The sequence below is a fragment of the Bacillus sp. SRB_331 genome (assembly GCF_003264175.1).
GTDB classification, from domain to species: Bacteria; Bacillota; Bacilli; order Bacillales; family Bacillaceae_G; genus Bacillus_A; species Bacillus_A mycoides.
Genome location: NZ_NADV01000021.1, coordinates 317,508 through 335,303, shown reverse-complemented (window position 1 = coordinate 335,303; position 17,796 = coordinate 317,508). Strand labels below are relative to the sequence as shown.

The following is a 17,796-nucleotide window of genomic DNA, read 5'->3' as shown; positions in this document are numbered from 1 at the left end:
TTTTGTCCATCCCCACTGATTATTAGCCCACACCAATCGGGCATTTACGGGCAGTTATCTCCCCCCTAATTTCCTCGCATTCGCCGAATTTACTGCCCGCAAATAGCGGGATAAATGGATAACAGAGCTTCCTCACATATACGAGGGAGCTTTTTTGTTGTATATTTGTAAGTTTTGCGGAAAAATAGAGAGAAAGAATGGAAGAGGGGATAATATATGAAAGTATGCATATTAGGAGCGACAGGTAGAGTAGGATCACACATTATGAAATTGGCATTACAAGATTCATATGAAGTAACGATATTAGTTCGTGATTTGAGTAGAGTGGAAACAGAGCATGAAAGGTTGCAAGTTATTAAGGGAAATGTATTAAGCGGAGATGATATAAAGGAAGCGATTAAAGGATGTGATATTGTAATTAGTGCTCTTGGAACCGATCGGAATGGGACGTTAGAGAAGAGTGTACCGATTATTATAAAGCAAATGGAAGAAGAGGGCATAAAGAAAATTGTTACAATAGGAACTGCTGGTATTTTACAAGCGCGAACAAACCCAAGTATATATCGTTTCCAATCAAAAGAATCGAAAAGAAAAATGACAACAGCTGCGGAAGATCATTTAGCTGCTTATGAAGTGCTGAATAATAGTAAACTATGTTGGACTGTTGTTTGTCCGACGCATTTAGTAGATGGTGATGTAACAGGTGTATATCGAACTGAAAAAGATATGTTGCCAACAGATGGATCGAAAATCACAGTTGGTGATACAGCTCAGTTTACATGGAGTTTACGTAATAAAAGCTTATACGAGAAAAGCCGAGTAGGTATTTCATATTAAAAAACCATCCCAAAATAGGGAAGGCTAAAAAATGATATAGCATACAAAGATGATAATCATAATGATTTGGAGAATTGCTTTCGCTACTGTACTACTTAAAAAACCGACAACAGTTGCAATTCCGACTAAAAGGGCGTCTTTTGGCGCCTTTTTATGCATTAGTTCCGTAATAAATACAGATAAGAACGGTATGATAATAAGCCCGAATGGTGGGAAGAAGAACGATCCGACAATGATAGAAACCATACCAACACGTTCGCCCGATTTTGTACTTCCGTATTTTTTTAGGAAGTATCCATTTGCGATAAAGTCAGCAACGAAAATGAAGAGTGTAAAAATGACTTGAATAATCCAAAAAGATGTCGTTAACTCTCCGCCGTTTATTCCAAAATGATAAATGAAATAGCCAGCCCATACGGCAAGGATGCCAGGGATAATGGGGTATATAAAGGCAAGAAATGAAACAATGAAACAAGCAATGATACAAATTGTTAGTAAAACAGTCACTTTATAACTCCTTTGTAGTATCTAATTTATGTACAGCAATCTTTTTAATTTGATGCCCATCAAGTTCTAATGCTTTAAATTGAAAACCACCATATTCAACTGAATAGCCAGCCTCAATATTTAAATCAATTGATTGAGAGAGAAGCCAACCACCAATTGTATCTAAATCACTTTCATCGATATGTAGGCCAAACATATCATTTACTTCAGAAATGAGTACCTTCCCATCTAAAACAGTAAGCCTAGGAGTACGCTTTTCAATCATTGGTGATTCGTCTGCGTCAAATTCATCTTGAATTTCTCCGATAATTTCTTCAAGAATATCCTCCATCGTTAAAAGGCCAGCAGTTCCGCCGTATTCATCCATAACAATCGCCATCTGTACGCGGTTCTTTTGGAGGTGTATTAACGTTTTACGAATGGGAACTGTTTCAAATACAGTTAAAACAGGATGTATGTAAGCATCAAGTGGTTTGTAAATGCCTTTTGTTTGATTATGAAAAATCTCTTTCGTATTTATCATTCCGATAATATCATCTTTATCCTTTTCTATAATAGGATAACGTGTATACTTTTCAGTTGCAACGATTTTCATATTTTCTTCTAACGTATTTTCAGTAGATAAACAAACCATTTCAGTTCTAGGTACCATAATTTCTTTAGCAACACGATCATCAAATTCAAAAATATTATTTACATATTTATATTCGGTTTGATTAATTTCGCCGCTTTTATAGCTTTCACCTAAAATGAGTCGTAGTTCTTCTTCGGAATGGGCAAGCTCATTTTCTTTCGCAGGCTCTAAACCGAGTAATTTTGTGAAAAATATAGCTGCACTATTGAGAAGCCAAATGAACGGATACATAATTTTATCAAATAAAATAAGTGGTTTTGCAAATTTTAATGTGATTGCTTCAGCTTTTTGGATTGCGAAAGACTTAGGAACTAACTCGCCTAATACAACATGGAAAAAAGTAATCACACTAAAAGCAATAATAAAGGATAACGTGTTAGCCATTGTTCCAGTAATATTGATTTTTTCAAATAGTGGTCGCAGTAAATGTTCCACAGTTGGTTCACCAAGCCAACCAAGTCCTAAAGAGGTGATAGTAATGCCAAGCTGACAAGCGGATAAATAAACGTCTAAGTTAGATAAAACGCTTCTTGCAGCTAATGCTTGTTTATTACCTTCATTAGCAAGCTGGTCAATTCGACTTTTTCGTACTTTTACGACAGCGAATTCTGAAGCAACGAAAAAACCAGAAATAAGGATAAGTATAAAGATGAGAAAAATATTTAATATGTCCAAGTGTGTTCTTTATTCCTAATTTGGAATAAAGATGTCACCTCCTGTAATTATGTTATACTTTTATAATAAATCCAAATGAAAAGATTAGTCAAAGAAAATGGGTAAATAATGGTAGGTTTCTATAGTAGTTTTTTAATTTGCTGTTATTTTGTCCTCTATATAATAGGAATAACCGTCTACTTTTAATTTAAGTAGACGGTTATTCTATGTTATGGTTTCGAAATACTTCTAGTTAAAGTATACGTGTTTTGTTTAGAGTGGTTTGTTGTCCATAAAGCTTGGAGAAACGATAAGATGCTATATGGAATATAAAGTAGTAATAAACCAATTGTGACAACTATAGGCGCATTTCTACCAAATTGGACGATAAATTGTAATAGTCCGTTTGTATGAAAAATACATTCCATAAAAACGAATGAAAGAATAATGGAACTCAAAATAGATTTATGATTGGAAGTAAGCGCAATAAATAACGTATCAACAAGGAAAGATGAATTTTTTATTTCGTATTCATTAGTAGTATTTAAGAACGGTAGCCATTTTTTAATTGCTTGCATAACGATTATCATAGAAGTGCTACATACGATGATAAAAGAAGAGAAGAAAGGAAACTTTATGAATTTAGATATGTAGAGAAGTGATAATAGGACTGCACATTGTAATATCACAGTGCCAAAAGAATACGGTATCCAGCGAAATAAAGAACTACACTTTTTTAATGAGTTTGGTGCTTTTAAAAATAGATGGCCAATTCCTAGACTTATAAAGAAACCGATTACAAGAGTGAATGTGAAACGAACGATTGATAAAAAATATATTTCCCATATGTAGGGGAACAGTGGTGACGAATGGTTAGAGGTATGTAGTATATTTTGTGTATGTACAAGCTGATTTGCTGAGAAAAGGAGAGGCTCATGCATCCAATCAATTGTTGGAATTGAAATGGAAGAAGGCTGTGCTAAATTATGAAAAATGCTTACAAATCCAGTTAAGTAGGAGTAATTATGTGTAATGAATAATGCTGGAAGGGGACTTATGACAAAAATAATCAAAACACCGGCTATAAATTTACATATATGTGAGCGCAATAAGGACATACAATCACCTACTCTTTGAATATTCAGAAAATTCTTATTCTTATTTTAGCTTTTTTCGGATAAAGTTACAACATATTTTTCTCGAAGTAAGTTAGAGAGATTATCCCGCTTTAACGGGCAGTAAGACTCTACCTCAAAATGCGGCGAATGCGTAGAAGTTAGGTGGGTATATCGACTGCCAGTAAAAGCCCGATTGGTGAAGGCTAATAATAAGTGGGGGGAAATCCCCACTTATTAAAGTTTCAATTTAAATAAGTGTATGATTAATGAATAAATTATGACGGAAAAATGAATAATTTTCAGAAAAATAAAATAATATATTTATTTTTTTCTGAAAATATAATATAGTTATGGCACAGAAAGTATTTTAGCATAAGGAGGCTTTTTTATGAGGATTAAAGGGAATTATGTGCCAAAAAGGGAAGTTTTGTTTTGCTCAAGTTCAATTACGATAGGGGAAGCGCTGGAACATTTAAATAAAACGGGGTATCGTTGTGTACCAGTTTTAGATGAAAAAAAAGAGAAGTTTTTAGGGAATGTATACAAAGTAGATATTTTAGAATATAAAGGTTCACTTGAAGATAATGTATTACAATTATTGAACGATAAAAATGGGTACGTGAGAGAAGACTCTTCCTTCTTTAAAGTATTTTTTACAATTAAAAAACTACCGTATTTATCAGTAGTTGATGAAAAAGGGGTCTTCCTTGGTATTTTAACTCATAAAAAAGTTTTTGAACTATTAGAAGATGCATGGGGAGTCCATTCTAGTAAATATTCTGTCATGATTGGAACACAAGATTATAATGGGGCCATTCAAAAATTATCGACAGTGCTAAAGAAATACACTGGTATTCAAAGCTTAATGACTTTTGATAATGATGCTTTATTAGTACGTAGAATAATGTTTACATTGGGAGAAGAGTTTGAAGATAGTGAATTAGAAACATTGCTAAAGGATTTAGAAGACCATGGATTTAGAGTTGTGTATGTTGAAGAGATGAATAATCCACGTGAAGTTGAAACGATAGACTAAAAAGTAAAGCCATCTTATTTTTGATGGCTTTTACTTTCTTTCACATAAAGATATCTAAATATAATAAAATATATGAATCGTAAATTTAAAAAAATATTTGTGTAATAGAATAAATAAAGGAAGTATATGTAGATAATTTTGATTTTCAAAAAAATCAAATTGAAAATATGTTTTTATTTTTCAACTAAATATGTTACTATATGTGTGATAAAAACAAAGAGGTCTGACAACTATACTCCGCGCAATACCACTCTAATGAGTTAAATTTTCAAAAAAATCAAAAATTAATAATTAGAGTAAGAATAAGGGGAATGGAGAAATTATGGAGAAAGACACTGCTTTGTAAGGGGCATATTTTATCATCTTGAGCAGAGAGGAGGATGCATAGCATATTGTGAAAAGAGATATAAACAATGAAAAAGTGCTATGCAAATGAAAATTATGAAGGGACGTTTAAGGCCAGGTGATACAGTAGCAATTGGTTTAATGTTATTTGCACTATTTTTAGGAGCAGGAAATTTAATTTTCCCACCAGTTTTAGGGCAACAAGCTGGAGAGAATGTTTGGGTTGCTACAATCGGGTTCCTTGTAACGGGAGTCGGATTACCCCTATTAGCTGTGACAGCTGTCGCGTTTGTAGAGGGGGACTTGAAAGCGCTATCTTCTAGAGTTCACCCTATATTTGCGTTTATTTTCCCATTGATTAGTTATTTAGCGATTGGACCATTTTTCGCAATTCCGCGTACTGGAGCCGTTTCATTTGAAATGGGTATGAAGCCATTTTTATCAGAGGCATTGGTTTCTGAGTGGTACATGCTATTTCTTTTCACTATAATTTTCTTCGGAATAACGTGGTATTTATCATTAAATCCATCTAAATTAGTGGATTGGTTCGGGAAATTTCTTACACCATTGTTAGTATTGATTGTTGCTGTTATTGTCGGAAAAGCAATTATTGATCCAATTGGAGAACCGGCTGCACCTTTAGCTGCTTATAAAGAGAATGCTTTCTTTGGTGGATTTATTCAAGGATATTTAACGATGGATGCGATTAGTGCACTTGTGTTTGGGATTGTTGTTGTACAAGTTATTCGCTCAAAAGGGATAAAAGAGAGCGGACAAATCGCAAAAATAACAGTTGTATCAGGGATTATTGCTGTATTAGGCTTAACGTTAATATATTTATCACTTGCATATCTTGGATCTACAAGTACATCACTTGGTGTGTCGGAGAACGGTGGTCTTATTTTAACGAATGTTGTAAATGAGTTATATGGAACAAGTGGCAAAATTTTATTAGGACTTGTAATTATACTCGCTTGTTTAACAACTTCTGTTGGATTAACATCTGCGTGTGCTGGCTTCTTTACAAACTTATTCCCAAAACTTTCGCATAAAACGATTGTAACTATGGTATGTGTATTTAGTTTAATTGTATCTAACCTAGGGTTAACACAATTAATCACAGTAACATTACCAGTGTTAATGATCATTTATCCAGTTGCAATTGTATTAATCGTTCTTTCATATTTCCATAAATGGATAGGGAAGCGTAATACAATATATATTGGAGCTATTTTAGGTGCGTTGTTAATTAGTTTCTTTAACGGTTTAGAAAGTGCGAACATTAAAATTGATGCGATTTCTAATGTGCTACAAATGTTACCATTATATAAAGAAGGAATAGGATGGCTAATCCCATCATGTATTGGCGGGATTCTCGGTTTCTTCTTCTATAAATCAAATGAATTAAGTGAATTACAAAAGAAAGGTGCTTAGGCGCCTTTCTTTTTTTAAAGGGGATTTTTGTATTTTGTCTAAGTAATAATTGGGAGGAATGATAAAATGGCTAATTTTGAAGATTTTTTAACTTTTGATGTAAGAATTGGAACAGTAACACAGGCAGAGGAATTTAAAGAAGCGAGAGTGCCAGCGATTAAACTAGAAATTGATTTTGGGGAGCTTGGGGTCAAGCAGTCAAGTGCTCAAATTACGAAGAGATATAATCCAGAAGACTTAATCGGTCAGCAAATTGTTGCTGTTGTAAATTTTCCGCCAAAGCGTGTAGCTGGATTTAAATCGGAAGTGCTTGTATTAGGTGGAGTTCCTGAAGCTGGTGATGTTGTGTTGCTTCAGCCTAATATGGAACTGCCAAATGGAACAAAAATTAGTTAGTGTGAAGGTAGGGGGTAATATGGATATCGGACGAGAATATTTACAATGTGCCATTTCTAATTTCAAAACAACAAAGCAACAAGGAGAACGGGTACTTTCTCAATTATCATACGAACAAATACAATGGTCTTCTCATGAAGAAACAAATAGCATAGCGATTATAATGAAACATTTGCATGGTAATATGCGTTCAAGATGGACGGAATTTTTAACGTCTGATGGCGAAAAAATAGATCGTAACCGAGATGGTGAATTTGAAGGTGGCTACAATTCAAAACAAGAAGCGCTTGCTGCGTGGCAAGAAGGGTGGGAGTATGTTTTTAAAACGATGGATACTTTAACAGCAGAGCAGATTTTGCAGAAAGTATACATTCGTGGAGAAGAACACACTGTCATGCAAGCGATCGAAAGGCAAATTTCTCATTATGCTTTACATATTGGACAAATCATTTACATTGGTAAAATGTTAAAAGAAAATGAATGGGAGTGTTTAAGCATTCCTAGAGGTCAATCTACTAGTTATTTACAGAAAAAACGTTCAACGTAATAATATGAAAGAAACCGATATAAAATAGGAAGCAAAAAAATAAGCCAATTGATAGAGGGCTCCGTGAACATTAGAATGCTGCCAGCAATAAGCCCATATGTAATAAGAAAGAAACCGAAGAGTGTATTTATAGGAATAAAACGTGAGACAAATAATTGCTGATTTTTGAAACAAGTGTTATGAAACAAATAAAAGCGGAAATGCCGTGTAGAGGTAATAAGATCTTTCTTTCGCGCAATTCTTTTTTTGCATGTATGACAGATGAACGGTGGTTGCATTTCATTACGCTCCATTTTTTATATTTGTAATAATGTAAGACAAAAGTAAGTATAAAGTGTATGTTCCTATATAGGCTCCTGCAATAAGGAAAAATGGATTCAGTAAAATTCCATGAATGCTCGTCATGAAAACTAAATCTTGTATTAAAACATCGTATATATTAATGGAAATAACTGTACCGAGTACATACAGTGCAAAGTACGCAGAAATATGTAGCACAATACGAATTTTAGGATGTAAAGCAAACAAATAAAAAATAAATGATAAGACGATTGGTAATGTTCCTATTAGTAGCTTCAATTCATTTCACCTCATTAACAATATAGCCGGAATTTAAGCGGTCTATTCTCTAGAGCTTGTACATAACTTGAAATAGAGAGGGTGATAGTATGAATCGAGGCTTTTTTTACGTGAAATTAACAAGTGTACGCAAGTTAATTATATTTATTATTACTACGGTATTAGCGACTTTCTTTCTTATTAGTGTAATGGTAACTTCCATGAAAGAGACAAAGTCAACGTATTTATATAATTGGTTAAATGAGTTATCAATGAATGGTTACATGTACGTTATTGGGAAAGAGAATCATTATTTTACACAGGAGTACCGGAATTTGAATCAAGACTTTTCTATTTCTTCATTCCTCTTTTCGATGGCTACGAATATTCGTTTTGATGATGTACGTAGTTTTGTCGGGAAAGAACTTCCGGGATTTGGGAAATATGATACAGAAATCGTTATAGCAGGTGAAGGAACAAATTATTCCAACTTACCGATAGAATCGAGTGTTCCTCTTGAAGAAGTAGTGAAGGAACGGACTGGAGAAGCTGGACAAGTTCCTAAGCCTGATCCGAATAAAGAGAAGAAACAACCAGCTCAAACGACTGGAAAAAGACAAGTTGCATTGATTTATCATTCACATAGCTGGGAATCTTATTTGCCGTTACTTAACTTAACGAATGATCCAAATCCAAATAAAGCAACGAGTTCTGTAACGAATATTTCAATAGTTGGCGATCGATTGCGAGAACAGTTAGAAAGTGAAGGGATCGGTGCTACTAACGATAAAACTGATGTTGGTCAAAAATTAATAAGTAAAGGATTAAATAGTAATAGTTCTTATAAACTGTCACGAGAAATTGTACAAGAAGCGATGGCTGGTAATAAAGAACTCCAATATTTTTTCGATTTGCACCGTGATAGTGCACGGAAAAATGTCACGACAAAAACAATTGGAGATAAATCATATGCAAAGCTTGCTTTTGTAATTGGGAAAGGAAATAAAAATTATGAAAAGAACTTACAATTAGCAACAGCTCTTCATGAGGAAATTAATAAGAAATATCCAGGAGTGAGCCGTGGTGTAATTCAAAAGGGGTTCCAAACAGGAAATGGAGTCTATAATCAAGACTTATCAGGACAGGCGATTTTAATTGAAGTTGGTGGCGTAGATAATACAGAGGAACAATTAAATAGATCGATTGATGTTCTTGCTAAAGCATTTGGAGGGTATTTCTGGCAAGCGGAAAAAGTGAATGGATAAAGTGGGAGTTTAATTAGCCGGAGTGTTTATCCTACTGATTATTAGCCCTCATCAATCAGAATACCCGTTAATACGGGATAAACGTAAGCGAGAAGCTTACGTTTTTTGTTTGTTCATAATCTATAGGTAGAAAGATATGTCACATTATAGACAAAATTCCCTATTATTATATTGATATCGAAATTTGTCTATTTATAGTAAGAAATTTAGAAAGGGATTTTCGGAATAATGGAGAAAATCTTTTTTACAAGGAAAATTTTTAATTAACAGAATGGTAGGGGATCAAGGTGATACGAGAGATTAGAGTAGAAGATGCAACATCGTTTTTGCAATTAAATAAGCAATTGGACGAAGAGACGAAATTTATGTTATACGAACTAGGAGAAAGAAAAACTACAGTAGAGCAACAAGAAAAGATGGTCCAACGTTTTATGGGAAATGAATATGCGACAATATTTGTAGCAGTTGAAGAAGAGAGAATAGTAGGGTTTATTTTAGTTAATGGAAATAATATCCGAAGAAAGAGACATGTGGCAGGCATTGTAATTGGCATTTTGCAAGAGTATAGTGGCCGAGGTATTGGAACGAGTTTGTTTAAAGAAGTGGAGAAGTGGGCAAGATTACATGATGTATGGCGTTTAGAATTAACGGTAATGGCCCACAATACAAGAGCTCAGGCACTATATAGCAAAATTGGATTTGAACAAGAAGGTGTCAAAAAATCTGCTCTTATCATCGATGGAAAAGGTGTCGATGAGTATGAAATGGCCAAATTATTAAAATAAGAGGTCGTTATATGAAAAAAAGATGGGCACTACTTGGTATCGTAGCAATGATACTGATCATTGGAGTAGCAGGAATAAATTATAAGATGTACAAGGAGCAAGAGGCGAAGGAAGTAAATGTAAACAATATATTTCCGAAAGCTAAAGAAACGATTGCTAATATGGATGGGGATATCGCAGTCATTAGTAATCCAAGTTCGATGCTTGTACTTGTGAATAAAAATAGGCGTTTACCAGATGGGTATAGACCGCCAGATTTAGTTGTTCCGAAAGTACGTTACTCTAGTGAAGGTGATCAAGAGAAGAAAAAGATGAGGAAAGAGGCAGCGGTGGCACTTGAGGAAATGTTTCAGCAAGCCAATAATGAGCGGATTTTCCTTTTTGCAGTCTCTGGATTTAGATCTTTTGATCGACAAAAAGCATTAAATACAATGTATAAAAGACAAGATGGAGAAGCAAAGACAGCGATGTCTAGTGCAGTCCCTGGTACGAGTGAACATCAAACAGGACTAGCTATGGATATTACATCTCAATCTGCTAAATTTCAGCTAGAAACTGTTTTTGGGGAGACGAAAGAAGGAAAGTGGCTTTCTGAAAATGCCCATAAGTTTGGTTTTGTTATTAGATATACGAAAGAGAAAGAAGGGATTACCGGTTATCGTTATGAACCGTGGCATGTACGGTATGTTGGGAATCCGCAAGCTACATATTTATATGAAAACCAACTGACGATTGAAGAAGTAACGCAGTAATGAATTGAGGGGAGAGGGCTAAGATGACGATGTTATATAAGAAAAAGGTACATGCATATATTACGAGAGAAAAAGAAGGGGCTATGCAACTACTCGTTTTTAAACATCGTGATATACGAGAGGCTGGTATCCAAGTGCCAGGCGGGACGGTAGATGAAGGCGAAACGTTAGAGGCAGCAATTTTACGTGAAGTACAAGAAGAGTCAGGACTACGCCATTTTTGTATCGAGCGCTTCCTTTCTGATTACATTATTTATATGAAAGAAAAAAAGGAATATCAAAAACGTCATTTTTTCCACATTTCATTATTAACAGATGTGAAAGATACGTGGGAACATATAGTAAGTGCTGGTGAGGAAGACAAAGGTTTAGTATTTTGTTATGAGTGGGTTGATATTAACAAATGCCCTAAATTAGCAGGTAAACAAGGCGAGTTTTTACATTTGTTAGAAGAGTTATATGTAAAATAATAAAAAGGGTCTGAGGCGATATTGTATTCGTTTCAGACTCTTTTTATTTCTCTGGAAATTAAAGGTTTTTAAACTGGTGAGTTGAATTCCTGTATAGGAATAGTAGTTGTTAATACGAGGAGCGGAGAAAATGAAAAAGTAATAGACATACGTCATATATAAAAGGGCTTATAAAAGGAGAATGAAAATGGAAATTCAGTTCAATACACTACTGCAAAAAGAATTAACAATTCATGATATTCAAAAGGAAATGGAAGCTGGGAAGTTAACTTCAAAAGAACTAGTCATGTATTATCTTCATAGAATCGCAAAGTATGACCAAGATGGTCCGAAAATCAATTCTATTTTAGAAATCAATCCGGATGCTATCTTTATTGCAGAAGCGCTAGATCATGAAAGAAAGACAAAAGGTGTAAGAGGCCTATTACATGGTATACCTGTTTTACTTAAGGATAATATTGAAGCGAATGACTCAATGCATACAAGTGCAGGTACGATTGCCCTGGAACAAAATATAAGTAGTGAAGATGCATTTCTCGTTACAAAACTTCGAGAAGCAGGAGCAATTATAATAGGTAAAACAAATATGACAGAACTAGCAAATGCAATGTCTTTTGAAATGTGGGCTGGATATAGCGCTAGAGGTGGTCAAACAATTAATCCTTACGGTACAGGAGAGGATGATATGTTCGTTGGTGGCTCAAGTACAGGGTCTGCTATAGCAGTTGCCGCTAACTTTACTGTATTATCCGTTGGAACAGAGACAGATGCTTCTATTTTGAGCCCAGCTGTTCAAAACTCGGTTGTAGGTATTAAGCCGACTGTTGGATTAATTAGTCGTAGTGGAATTATTCCTTTCACTTATTCACAAGATACAGCTGGGCCATTTGCTAGAACAGTAACAGATGCTGCTATTTTACTAGGGAGTCTAACTGGGGTGGATGAGAAGGATGTAGCTACTCATAAAAGTGAAGGAATGGCATATCAAGATTATACGCCTTATCTCGATGCTAATGGTTTAAAGGGAGCGAAGATTGGTGTTTATAGCAATGCTCCAAAAGATTATTACGAAAATGGTGAGTACGATGAAAAATTGTTTGAGGAAACGATCCAAGTATTACGTAGTGAGGGAGCGACAGTAGTAGAAGATATTGATATTCCGTCTTTTCATAGGGAATGGAGTTGGGGAGTTCCACTTTATGAGCTGAAGCACAGCTTGGATAACTATCTTTCTAAATTACCTTCTACTATTCCAGTACATTCTATTTCGGAGTTAATGGAGTTTAATAAAAACATAGCAGAAAGAGCTTTGAAATATGGACAAACTAAGTTAGAAAGAAGAAAAGATTTTCCTAATACGTTAAGAAATCCAGAATATTTAAACGCAAGATTAGAAGATATATATTTTTCGCAAAAACAAGGTATTGATTTTGCGTTGGAAAAATATAACCTGGATGCGATACTGTTCCCTTCTTATATAGGATCTACTATATGTGCGAAAGCAGGTTATCCGTCTATAGCAATACCTGCGGGATATATGGATAATGGGAGGCCTTTTGGAATTACTCTTGCAAGTGCTGCTTTTAGTGAAGGGGCATTAATTAAACTAGCATATGCTTTTGAACAAGCGACAAAACATAGGAAGATGCCAAACTTATCGTAAATAGAAACGAGAGAAGGTTGCCTGAAATGGATTTATGGAGGCCAGCCTTCTCTTATTAATAGCTAAAAGTATTGTCGATTTCTTTTGATGAATCGATATCTCATATCGAATCGTTGATATATTGTAAGTTGTAATAGATATAATTGAAAAATCGTTGATGTAAATTCATTGGACTATTTAGTTGGAAGTCTTATATAAGAAATAAATCACTTAGATACAATATGTTAAATAGAAATCTCTTTCTTTTGCAATCTCTGATGCTTTAATAAACGAAAAGACAAACAAGTAGAACATAAAATAAGAAAAGAAGCGATAATATAAATAGTACGAACACCGAAAATATCGGTAATTGTAGCTGATTTAGTTGTATACAATGTCAGCGAGGATAATACACATTTTGGAGCCTAAATAGTAAGCTAGTGAACGTTTCTGCAATAAGAAGCCCACCTTCAAATCAATAATATTTTTCAAATTATAATCAGAAAAATATATTTTTGAAAGAATTAAATTTTTTGTCATTTTTTGAAAGGGGTTTTCGTGTATAATGAAGAATATATTAATATAGCATTATATTAATGCTTGTTGTAACAGCGAATACATATAATAGCTTGTAGCAAACGCCCCCTCTATGAGAAAGGGCGGATAAACCATTCTTTTCTTCATATACATATAGAAAATGAGAAAGAAAGTGAGGGTTGCATATGGCTGGATGGGTGATTTGGTTTATAATAGCTGGTATTTTATTTATCGCAGAAATGTTGTCGATTACGTTTTACATGCTTTGGCTTGGAATTGGGGCTGTTGTCGGAGGTCTTATTGCTTTGTTTGCTCCTGATGCACTGTTTTTACAATTGGTTGTCGGGGCAATTGTAAGTTTAACATTGACCTTCTTTACGAAAAGAATTTCAAAAAACTTTCGAGAAGCAAGAGGTTTTACTGATACAGTAGATAAACTTGTTGGTAAAAAAGGGATTGTCATGCAAGCGATTACAAGTGAAGTGAACGGTATTGTGAAAGTGGATGGAGATACTTGGACAGCTATTTCAGATGTTTCTATTGATGCCGGAGAAAAAGTCGTTGTTATAAAGAGGCATAGTACTGTGTTACAAGTGAAAAAGGAGAGTGAATAAATATGGTAGCATTAACATTAACGATTATTTTTGCTTTAATTGTCGTTGTATTTATTGCGTTAACAATTAAAATTATTCCACAGCAAAAGGTTGGGGTTGTTGAGAGATTTGGTAAATTCCAACGGATTATGCACCCAGGATTAAATATTTTAATTCCAATTGTAGACCGCGTACGTGTATATCACGATCTACGTATTCAACAAACGAATGTACCACCGCAAAAGGTAATTACGAAAGATAATGTGCAAGTAGAAATTGATACAATTATTTTCTATCAAATTGTTGAGCCAGAACTTGCGACATATGGTATTTCAAACTATGAATATGGTGTTCGTAATATTACATCTGCAACGATGCGTCAAATTATTGGTAACATGGAACTTGATGAAACATTATCAGGCCGTGAAAAAATTTCAATGGAAATCCGTTTAGCGCTTGACGAAGCGACGGAAAAATGGGGCGTTCGTATTGAGCGTGTCGAAATAGTTGATATTAACCCGCCGAAAGATGTGCAAGTATCGATGGAAAAACAAATGAAAGCAGAGCGTAATAAACGTGCGATTATTTTAGAAGCAGAAGCTGCGAAACAAGATAAAGTCCTTCGTGCTGAGGGGGAAAAACAAAGTAAGATTTTAATGGCCGAAGGGGATAAAGAAGCTCGTATCCGCGAGGCTGAAGGTATAAAAGAAGCAAAAGAATTAGAAGCGCAAGGGGAAGCAAGAGCGATTGTGGAAATCGCAAAAGCAGAACAAAGTCGAATTGAATTACTACGAGCAGCAGATTTAGATGAACGCGTTCTTGCTTATAAATCATTTGAATCATTGATTGAGGTTGCAAAAGGCCCAGCGAATAAAGTCTTTATTCCGTCTAATGCAATTGAAACACTTGGTACTCTTGGTGCGATTGGGGAAATTTTCAAAGAGAAACAAGCGAAGAAATTACCTTCGTCAGATACAGAAAAATAACTATACGAGTGAGGAAGAGAAATGGGATGCCATTTCTCTTTTTTGTGTGTATATTACGAAAGGCTTGTACATATCCATGTATAAAGAAGGTGATACATTGAAAAAGTATGCAACCCGTATACATGGGAAGAAACTAATCTCGTTACTCTTTCTATATGCACTAGTCATAATTATTATTGCGTCGATTTTGACGTCGCTTTTACATACAATGAAATCGAATTACGCGAATCAATGGTTTGGAAAAGTATCGATGCAAGGTTTTGTTCAAATGATAGAAAGTGAGAATCGCTATTACGGATTTGATTATTTTAAGCAGAATAAAAGGGAGTCATTTGGAAATTTAATGTTCTCGATGGCGACGGATTTGAAAATTAAAGATTTAAGAACGTTTGTCGGTAAAGAAGTGCCTGGTATGTCAAAGTATTACTCTAACATTATCGTAGCTGGGGAAGGGACAAACTTTACGAATATCCCAAATGAATCTAGTGTACCGATTGAAGAAGTAACGAAAGAGCGAGAAGTAGCAAAAGATAAAGTTACAGAAGCTGAAAAGAATAATCCGGTTCAGAAAAAGAACGGAGCGAAAAAAGGTGAAAGTGCAGTATATATTTATCATACACATAGCTGGGAATCTTTCTTTCCGTTATTACCAGGGGCTACCGATCCATCAAGTCCAGATGTAAATGTGTCCTTACTAGGGAAACGTATGAAAGAACAACTTGAAGGACAAGGAATTCCGGTAGTTCATGATAAAACGAATATGGGGGATTTATTAGCGAGTAAAAAATGGAAATGGCCGCAATCATATAAAGCGTCTCATGAATATGTAAAAGAAACATTAGCACAAAATAATAAAATTGCGTTTCCGATTGATATACACCGTGATGATCAGCGGAAGAAGGTAACAACAAAAGTAATTAACGGGAAATCGTATGCAAGACTATATTTTATAATTGGGATGGAAAATGAAGGGCGTGCTGAAAATGAAAAAATTGCAAGAGCAATCAATAGTTATTTAGATGAAAACTATTACGGATTAAGCAGAGGGATCTTTCCAAAGTATAAAAAAGATGGAAATGGCGTTTATAATCAAGATTTATCTAAAAATGCGATGTTAATTGAAGTTGGTGGTGTTGATAATACATTAGATGAATTATATAACACAATTGATGTGTTGACGGAAGCGTTTAGTAAATATTATTGGAACAATGCGGAGAAAGTGAATGGGTGAGGAACGGGAAACCGTTCCTTTTTGTTATGGAAAGGTAAGAATGTGATATAATGGAATCTTGTGAATATTAAATGAGGGAGCAGGGGAAATATGCAAATAATATTAATACGTCACGGTGAATCAGAAGCTGATATTTTAAATGTACATGAAGGTCGAGCTGACTTTGAATTAACAGAAAAGGGAAGACAGCAAGTGCAAAGACTTGTACAGAAAGTGAAAGCAGAATTTCCACCAGATTTTATTTGGGCAAGCACATTAAAACGTGCTCGAGAAACGGCTGAAACATTAGCGGAAGCGATTCAGTGCCCAATTCAATTAGAAGAGGAATTAATGGAGTTCAATAATGGAGTGCAAGCAGGTTTATCATTTGAAGAAGCGAAAAAATATCCAGAGCCAAAGTTTCTTCATGACCGGTTTGAAAACGGGGAATCATTTATTGAATTTAGAATGAGAATAGAAGGAATTTTTTCTAAAATCGTGACAGAGAATACATATGACCGAATTGCAATTGTTGCACATGGTGGTGTAATAAATAGTATTTTACGAGCGTTTTTCCAAATGCCAATTAGCATGGACTATTATTTTAAAATGGGAGATACGGGAATTAGTTTGATTGAACTTACGGATAAACAGAAAACTATTCATTTTATAAATGATACAAATCATTTAGAGGGAATGTAAGAGGATATGTACAAAGTTGTATTTTTCGATGTGGATGGTACTCTTTTAAGTGAGATTGATAGAAGTATGCATGAAAGCACAAAAGAAGCGATACAAAGGTTAATAGATAAAGAAATTCACGTAGTTGTTACAACCGGGAGACCATATAGCTTATGTTCACAATTTAAAGAGCTGGGCATAAACACGTTTATTTCTGCAAATGGTGCACATATAAAATGTAGGGAAGAAGTTATACATAAATCGGTACTTTCAAGTGGAATTGTTCATGATATTTCAAATTTCGCTGAATTACATGGTCATAGTGTTTCTTATTTTACAGAAGAATTTGCTATGAATGGTGTTGCCTCGAAAGATGAACGTGTAATACGAGCACTAAACGAAACGTTAAATTTAGAGCAGTATCCTGACAAAGTCAGAAACTTGTTAGAAGAGGTTTATTGTGTATGTCTGTATGCTGATGAATCAGAAACTCAAAAATTTTTGAAAAGATATCCAATGCTTACGTTTGAACGTTTTCATGGTTACGTTATGAATGTGTTGGAAGATAATAAAGTATCGAAACTAACTGCAATTCAAAAGGTATTGGAACATCTGAAAATTTGTAAATCAGAAGCAATTGCTTTTGGTGACGGTGGAAATGATATTGAGATGTTACAGTATGTAGGACTAGGAATTGCGATGGGGAATGGCGGAGAAGAGTTAAAAACAAGAGCAGATTTCGTTACAAAGAAGGCGAGTGAAGGTGGTATTTTATTTGCCTTAAAAAAGTTTAATGTCGTTTAACATAC

General features: G+C 34.6%; 20 protein-coding genes and 1 pseudogene. 15 read left to right on the top strand and 6 right to left on the bottom strand.

All coding sequences use genetic code 11. The features are described from left to right. Window positions 1-216: 216 nt before the first annotated feature. Window positions 217-837 (top strand): NAD(P)-dependent oxidoreductase, encoded by a 621-nt coding sequence (locus B5P42_RS15760; protein WP_113734621.1) that lies wholly within the window; start codon window positions 217-219, stop codon window positions 835-837. Between the two features lie 24 nt (window positions 838-861). Here B5P42_RS15760 and B5P42_RS15755 read toward each other — a convergent pair whose 3' ends face one another. The 3 genes from B5P42_RS15755 to B5P42_RS15745 form a co-directional block, all read right to left on the bottom strand. Next, the gene (locus B5P42_RS15755; RefSeq protein WP_000217328.1) at window positions 862-1,344 is read right to left on the bottom strand and encodes a DUF456 domain-containing protein; all 483 of its coding nucleotides are present in this window, start codon (window positions 1,342-1,344) and stop codon (window positions 862-864) included. 1 nt (window position 1,345) lies between these two features. Further along, window positions 1,346-2,653, bottom strand: a complete 1,308-nt coding sequence (locus tag B5P42_RS15750) for a hemolysin family protein (protein WP_088032650.1) — start codon at window positions 2,651-2,653, stop codon at window positions 1,346-1,348. Window positions 2,654-2,862: 209 nt separating this feature from the next. Beyond that, on the bottom strand, window positions 2,863-3,750 hold the full coding sequence (locus B5P42_RS15745) for a hypothetical protein (RefSeq protein ID WP_113734620.1): 888 nt from the start codon (window positions 3,748-3,750) through the stop codon (window positions 2,863-2,865). A 388-nt stretch (window positions 3,751-4,138) separates the two neighbouring features. Between B5P42_RS15745 and cbpA the strand changes: the two genes are divergently transcribed. The 4 genes from cbpA to B5P42_RS15725 all read left to right on the top strand — a co-directional run bounded on the left by cbpA (window position 4,139) and on the right by B5P42_RS15725 (window position 7,508). Then, window positions 4,139-4,786, top strand: coding sequence for a cyclic di-AMP binding protein CbpA (cbpA, locus tag B5P42_RS15740; protein ID WP_113734619.1), 648 nt, complete (start codon window positions 4,139-4,141; stop codon window positions 4,784-4,786). A 441-nt stretch (window positions 4,787-5,227) separates the two neighbouring features. Then, a complete protein-coding gene (brnQ4, locus tag B5P42_RS15735) occupies window positions 5,228-6,565 on the top strand; it encodes a branched-chain amino acid transport system II carrier protein BrnQ4 (protein WP_407707244.1) in 1,338 nt (445 codons plus the stop codon). 66 nt (window positions 6,566-6,631) lie between these two features. Next, entirely contained in the window at window positions 6,632-6,961 is a 330-nt protein-coding gene (gene csaA / locus B5P42_RS15730) for a chaperone CsaA (protein ID WP_001263027.1), read from the top strand. After that, window positions 6,942-7,508 carry a DUF1572 domain-containing protein gene (locus tag B5P42_RS15725; RefSeq protein WP_002135863.1) on the top strand — a complete coding sequence of 189 codons (567 nt, stop codon included), beginning with the start codon at window positions 6,942-6,944 and terminating at the stop codon, window positions 7,506-7,508. Before csaA ends, B5P42_RS15725 begins: the two co-directional genes overlap by 20 nt. Here the strand turns inward: B5P42_RS15725 and B5P42_RS32725 are convergent. Beyond that, window positions 7,481-7,786 carry a permease gene (locus B5P42_RS32725; protein ID WP_080466632.1) on the bottom strand — a complete coding sequence of 102 codons (306 nt, stop codon included), beginning with the start codon at window positions 7,784-7,786 and terminating at the stop codon, window positions 7,481-7,483. The two genes, B5P42_RS15725 and B5P42_RS32725, sit on opposite strands and share 28 nt — an antisense overlap. Window positions 7,787-7,790: 4 nt before the next feature. Further along, a complete protein-coding gene (locus B5P42_RS15715) occupies window positions 7,791-8,087 on the bottom strand; it encodes a hypothetical protein (protein ID WP_044444214.1) in 297 nt (98 codons plus the stop codon). A gap of 89 nt (window positions 8,088-8,176) precedes the next feature. Here B5P42_RS15715 and spoIIP (B5P42_RS15710) point away from each other — a divergent pair, with 89 nt between their 5' ends. From spoIIP (B5P42_RS15710) to B5P42_RS15685, 5 genes are all read left to right on the top strand, one after another. Next, window positions 8,177-9,331 carry a stage II sporulation protein SpoIIP gene (spoIIP, locus tag B5P42_RS15710; RefSeq protein ID WP_113734618.1) on the top strand — a complete coding sequence of 385 codons (1,155 nt, stop codon included), beginning with the start codon at window positions 8,177-8,179 and terminating at the stop codon, window positions 9,329-9,331. Between the two features lie 287 nt (window positions 9,332-9,618). Then, on the top strand, window positions 9,619-10,116 hold the full coding sequence (locus B5P42_RS15700; protein WP_113734617.1) for a GNAT family N-acetyltransferase: 498 nt from the start codon (window positions 9,619-9,621) through the stop codon (window positions 10,114-10,116). A gap of 11 nt (window positions 10,117-10,127) precedes the next feature. Continuing rightward, window positions 10,128-10,868: a M15 family metallopeptidase gene (locus B5P42_RS15695; RefSeq protein WP_002031537.1), complete on the top strand. Its 741-nt coding sequence runs from the start codon at window positions 10,128-10,130 to the stop codon at window positions 10,866-10,868. Between the two features lie 23 nt (window positions 10,869-10,891). Further along, the gene (locus B5P42_RS15690) at window positions 10,892-11,338 is read left to right on the top strand and encodes an NUDIX hydrolase (protein WP_113734616.1); all 447 of its coding nucleotides are present in this window, start codon (window positions 10,892-10,894) and stop codon (window positions 11,336-11,338) included. Between the two features lie 187 nt (window positions 11,339-11,525). Further along, window positions 11,526-13,001 (top strand): amidase family protein, encoded by a 1,476-nt coding sequence (locus B5P42_RS15685; protein WP_113734615.1) that lies wholly within the window; start codon window positions 11,526-11,528, stop codon window positions 12,999-13,001. Window positions 13,002-13,225: 224 nt separating this feature from the next. Here the strand turns inward: B5P42_RS15685 and B5P42_RS32720 are convergent. Next, window positions 13,226-13,351, bottom strand: a pseudogene (locus tag B5P42_RS32720) (MFS transporter); the annotation flags it as partial. Window positions 13,352-13,702: 351 nt separating this feature from the next. Between B5P42_RS32720 and B5P42_RS15675 the strand changes: the two are divergent. The 5 genes from B5P42_RS15675 (at window position 13,703) to B5P42_RS15655 (ending at window position 17,791) form a co-directional block, all read left to right on the top strand. Beyond that, entirely contained in the window at window positions 13,703-14,131 is a 429-nt protein-coding gene (locus B5P42_RS15675) for an NfeD family protein (protein WP_113734614.1), read from the top strand. Window positions 14,132-14,133: 2 nt separating this feature from the next. Next, window positions 14,134-15,096: an SPFH domain-containing protein gene (locus B5P42_RS15670; protein WP_113734613.1), complete on the top strand. Its 963-nt coding sequence runs from the start codon at window positions 14,134-14,136 to the stop codon at window positions 15,094-15,096. A 97-nt stretch (window positions 15,097-15,193) separates the two neighbouring features. Beyond that, window positions 15,194-16,327: a stage II sporulation protein P gene (spoIIP, locus tag B5P42_RS15665; protein WP_309251502.1), complete on the top strand. Its 1,134-nt coding sequence runs from the start codon at window positions 15,194-15,196 to the stop codon at window positions 16,325-16,327. Between the two features lie 90 nt (window positions 16,328-16,417). Then, window positions 16,418-17,008 carry a histidine phosphatase family protein gene (locus B5P42_RS15660; protein WP_113734612.1) on the top strand — a complete coding sequence of 197 codons (591 nt, stop codon included), beginning with the start codon at window positions 16,418-16,420 and terminating at the stop codon, window positions 17,006-17,008. A gap of 6 nt (window positions 17,009-17,014) precedes the next feature. Further along, complete coding sequence (locus B5P42_RS15655; RefSeq protein WP_113734611.1) at window positions 17,015-17,791, top strand: Cof-type HAD-IIB family hydrolase; 777 nt, start codon at window positions 17,015-17,017, stop codon at window positions 17,789-17,791. Window positions 17,792-17,796 lie beyond the last annotated feature (5 nt).